4 protein-coding genes are annotated in these 4,421 nt (G+C 66.4%); 3 read left to right on the top strand and 1 reads right to left on the bottom strand.

Annotated elements, in window-relative coordinates:
• On the top strand, positions 1 to 411 hold a 411-nt coding region (locus BJQ90_RS21600; RefSeq protein WP_226762221.1), incomplete at its 5' end, for a LysR substrate-binding domain-containing protein.
• A gap of 125 nt (positions 412 to 536) precedes the next feature.
• On the top strand, positions 537 to 854 hold the full coding sequence (locus BJQ90_RS21595; protein WP_226762220.1) for a DUF6457 domain-containing protein: 318 nt from the start codon (positions 537 to 539) through the stop codon (positions 852 to 854).
• A gap of 213 nt (positions 855 to 1,067) precedes the next feature.
• Here the strand turns inward: BJQ90_RS21595 and BJQ90_RS21590 are convergent, their stop codons facing one another.
• A complete protein-coding gene (locus tag BJQ90_RS21590; protein ID WP_226762219.1) occupies positions 1,068 to 3,419 on the bottom strand; it encodes an FdhF/YdeP family oxidoreductase in 2,352 nt (783 codons plus the stop codon).
• Positions 3,420 to 3,633: 214 nt separating this feature from the next.
• Here BJQ90_RS21590 and BJQ90_RS21585 point away from each other — a divergent pair.
• The coding region (locus tag BJQ90_RS21585; protein WP_226762218.1) for a dienelactone hydrolase family protein at positions 3,634 to 4,421 on the top strand (788 nt) is incomplete at its 3' end.

Raw genomic sequence — 4,421 nt, 5'->3', positions numbered from 1 at the left:
GCCCGGCTGCTGGACCGGCCTTGGTTTGCCGGACCGGCGGGCATCCAGGAAAATTCGGAGGAGGGCCGTTGGCTGGCGTCGACGGGGGCGGTGCCGGAGATCATCCGGCTCAGCAGCGAGACGGAAGCGTTGGCGGCGGTCCGGGCGGGGGAGGGCATCATGCTGGCGCTCGGCCACATCGTCCGGGCCGAACTGCAGAGCGGGGTCCTCGTCCGGCTGCCCGTCGTCGGGACGCCCATCAGCGGCCTGTGGTGGGCGAGCACCCTAAACAACCACCGGACCACCACGATGGCGCGGACGCTGCAGCGCTTTGCCGGTACCGCCGAAGCGACCGCCGCGATGGTCGCCCCCGGCGGCTCCCGGGGACTTGAACGCCGGGGATCGAAGTTCCACGTCGCGTTGTGGAGCTGAGGCAGTTCGGGGACGGCGGTTTCCGATGCCAGGTTTTTGCTGTGTCGCGTTGCGGAACCTTAGCGTCGGTGCTAACCCTTGTGGGGAAGCTAATCGACTGACGCACCCTACGAAGAGGAGTAACAATGACTTTGCCCCGGGACGAAGACAGCGCGCTGCGGCACTGGAGCGCCCGACTGATCCAGGCACTGCAGATCCTTGATCTGGAAGTGGACCACGAGAAGATCGTCCAGGTCGCGGACGAGTCGCTGAAAGCCGTCGGGCCGCACGCGGACGCCATCAGCGCCTTCATCGTCGGATACGCCGCCGGGACCGCGTCCACCGACGGCCGGAAGAGCACGCAGGACGCCGTCCACGCTGCGTCCAACAAGGTCATTGAGCTCTGTGAGCACGGCGAGTCCGGCGGCCCCGACGAAAAGGGCTGGGCCAAGCGGGCCCAGTAGCCTCAGCACCCCCGGGGGACATGCCCTCCTGTCGCGCCCGCGGATGGACATAGTGGCATTATGTCCACTGGCCGCGGCCAGGGCTGGGCATGTCCCCTGGAGTGGAAACTAACCTCCGGGGGACATGCCCTCACTTTGCGCGGAGGGATGGACATAGTGGCATTATGTCCACTGGCCGCGGCCAGGGCTGGGCATGTCCCGCGGGGGTGGGGCCTAGCTGGTGCGGGCCGCGCCGGACGCCAGGGCAGCCGAGCTGTCCGGGGTCTGGTCCTCGCTGGGTTCGAGCCTGACGATCACGGCCTTGGATATCGGCGTGTTGCTGCCTTCGGCCGTGTGGTTCAGCGGCACGAGCACATTGGCTTCCGGGTAATAGGCGGCCGCGCAGCCCAGTGCGGTCGGGTAGGAGACCACCCGGAACTTGCGGAGCATGCGCTCCACGCCGTCCTGGTACTCGCCCCTGATATCGACGAACATCCCATCGGCCAGGCCCAGTTCGGCAATGTCCTCGGGGTTCACGAAGACCACATGGCGGCCCTTCTTGATGCCGCGGTAACGGTCGTTATGGCCGTAGATGGTCGTGTTGAACTGGTCATGCGAGCGCATGCTCTGCAGGATCAGCGTGCCTTCCGGCTTCTCCACATGCTCCAGCTCATTGACGGTGAGCACGGCCTTGCCCGTCGGCGTCGGGAAGGTGCGGGAATCCCGCGGCCCGTTCTCCAGGATGAAGCCGCCTTCGTGCCGGATCCGCTCGTTGTAGTCCTCGCAGCCGCCGACCACGTGCGAGATGTGGTCCCGGATCAGGTCGTAGTTCCGCTCGAAACCGTCCCAATCGGCCTTGATCCTGTCCCCGACCAGCGCTTTTCCGAGCCGGCTGACAATCGCCGGCTCGGAAAGCAGGTGGTGCGAGACCGGCTCGACACTGCCCCAGGAGGGGTGCACGGCGCAGACAGTATCCTCCACCGAAACGAACTGCGGGCCCGATTCCTGGATGTCGATCTCGGTCCGGCCCATCGTGGGCAGGATCAGGGCCTCGGCGCCGGTCACGGTGTGCGAGCGGTTGAGTTTCGTGGAAATCTGCACCGAGAGTTCGGTTTTCTCCATGGCCGCTTCGGCGGCGTTGCTGTCCGAAATGGCACCGACGAAGTTTCCGCCGAGCGCCATAAACGCCTTGATCCCGCCGTCGCGCATCTTGTTGATGGTTTCCACGGCGTCCACGCCGTGATCGCGGGGAGGCTCGAAGCCGAATTCCTCGCCAAGGGAGTCCATGAAGGACTGCGGCATTTGCTCCCAGATGCCCATGGTGCGGTCGCCCTGGACGTTGCTGTGGCCCCGGATCGGGGAGGCACCGGCGCCTGGCTTGCCCATGTTGCCGCGCAGCAGGAGCAGGTTGATGATCTCCTTGATGGTGGCCACGCCCTTCTTCTGCTGCGTGATGCCCATGGCCCAGGTGATGATGACCTTCTCGGCCTTCAGGTAGCGGGCCGCGAGTTCATCGATTTCCTCGGTGCGCAGGCCGGTCGCTGCCAGAACGGCTGTATCGTCGAGGAGGCTGAGGTGTTCCCGGAGCTCGTCCAGGCCCTCGCAGTGCTCGGCGAGGAAGGCGTGGTCCAGCACGGTGCCCGGCTTGCGCGCCTCGGCGTCGAGCACGCGCTTGGAGACAGCCTGCAGCAGCGCCATGTCGCCGCCGATGCGGATATGCAGGAACTGGTCCGCAATCTCGGTGCCGTGGCCGACAATTCCCTTGACTTTTTGCGGGTTCTTGTACCGGCGCAGGCCGGCCTCCGGCAGGGGATTGACGGCGACGATTTCCCCGCCGTTTTCCTTGCACGCTTCGAGCTCGGTCAGCATCCGCGGGTGGTTGGTGCCCGGGTTCTGGCCCATGATGATGATCAGGTCGGCCTTGGCAAAATCATCAAAGCTGACGGTCGCCTTGCCAATGCCGATGGTCTGGCCCATCGCCCAGCCCGAGGATTCGTGGCACATGTTGGAGCAGTCCGGCAGGTTGTTGGTGCCGTAGCCGCGGACCATCAGCTGGTAGAGGAAGGCGGCCTCGTTGGAGGTCCTGCCGCTGGTGTAGAAGGCCGCCTCGTCCGGTGAGTCCAGGCCCTTGAGCTTGTCCGCGATGATCCGGATCGCGTCGGGCCAGGTCACCGGCTTGTAGTGGTCCTCGCCGGCCGGCTTGTGGACCGGTTCGGTAAGCCTGCCCTGCAGGCCCAGCCAGTATTCGGAGCGGCTTCGCAGCTCGCTCACGGAGTGTTCCGCCCAGAACTCCGAGGCGATGACCACCGGGGTCGCCTCCCAGGTGACGGCTTTTGCGCCGTTTTCGCAGAACTCGAAGGCCTTGCGGTGGTGCGGGTCCGGCCATGCGCAGCTCGGGCAGTCGAAGCCGTCCTTCTGGTTCATTGCCAGGACGGTCTTGCGCGTCCGGTTCAAGCCCATCTGTTCGATCGCGGGCTTCATGGAGTGCAACACCCCCGGGATGCCGGCGGCCCAGTCCTTCGGACCGTCTCCGACCACGAGGTCCTTTTCGTCGTATTCCTCGACTAGTGGCTTCTTGCGCGTCACGTGTACTTCCCTTCTGCAACCACCGCCTGTTCAGGCCGGCGCTTCACTAACTACTACGCACCCTACCGTCAGGCCTATTACAGGCCTACCAGCTGGCCCGGAGTGCCGCAAGGGATCTGCTGTCGACGGCGGCGCCGCAGTTCCGTAGCATGTGCGGTACGCGGGGCGGCTTGGGTGGGCCGAGGACCAACGCCCCGGAACCGAAGGGACGTCCATGCCGGAGCACCAGGACACGCTGGAGGGCTTCACCAGGTCAACCTTCAGCAACGACGGCATCAGCCACCAGGTTTTCCGGGGCGGGGCCGGCCCGGCCGTGATCCTCATCCACGAGGTCCCCGGCATCCACCCGGGGGTGCTTGACCTCGCCCGCCGCCTCATCGATCGCCGCTACACCGTCTACCTCCCCTCCATGTTCGGGCGGCCCGGCGGGAAAGCGGATGAGGGCATCGTGAAGTCCATCGCCAAGGTCTGTATTTCCCGCGAATTCACCGTCCTGGCGAACCGAAGCAGCCCGGCGACGGGCTGGCTGCGGGCCCTCGCCGCCAAGGCACACCGGGAATGCGGCGGTCCCGGTGTCGGGGCGATCGGGATGTGCATGACCGGAAGCTTCGCCCTCGCCATGGCCCTGGACCCCGCAGTCCTTGCCCCGGTCATGAGCCAGCCCGCGCTGCCGGCGGGCCTCACCGCGCGCGGGCGCGCCGCCGTCGGGCTGGACGACGGCGAGCTGGCACAGGTGAAGGCGCGGACCAGCCAGGGACTCCGGCTGCTCGGACTGCGGTTCAGCAATGACCGGGCGTGTCCGGCGGAGCGCTTCGCCACCATGCGGCGGGAATTCGGTGAGAGCTTCGAGGGCATTGAGGTCGACTCGTCGCCGGGTAATCAGTTCGGAATCGCACAGTCCGCGCACTGCGTCCTGACCGTCGACCTGGTGGACACCCCGGGGCACCCGACGAAGGCGGCCCTGGACCGGACCATCGAGTTTATCGGCGAACGCCTGCGCCC

It is taken from the genome of Arthrobacter sp. SO3, assembly GCF_020532825.1.
Taxonomy (GTDB): Bacteria; Actinomycetota; Actinomycetes; order Actinomycetales; family Micrococcaceae; genus Arthrobacter.
Note: the sequence above shows the minus strand (reverse complement) of the source record. Positions and strands in the feature narration are given on the sequence as shown.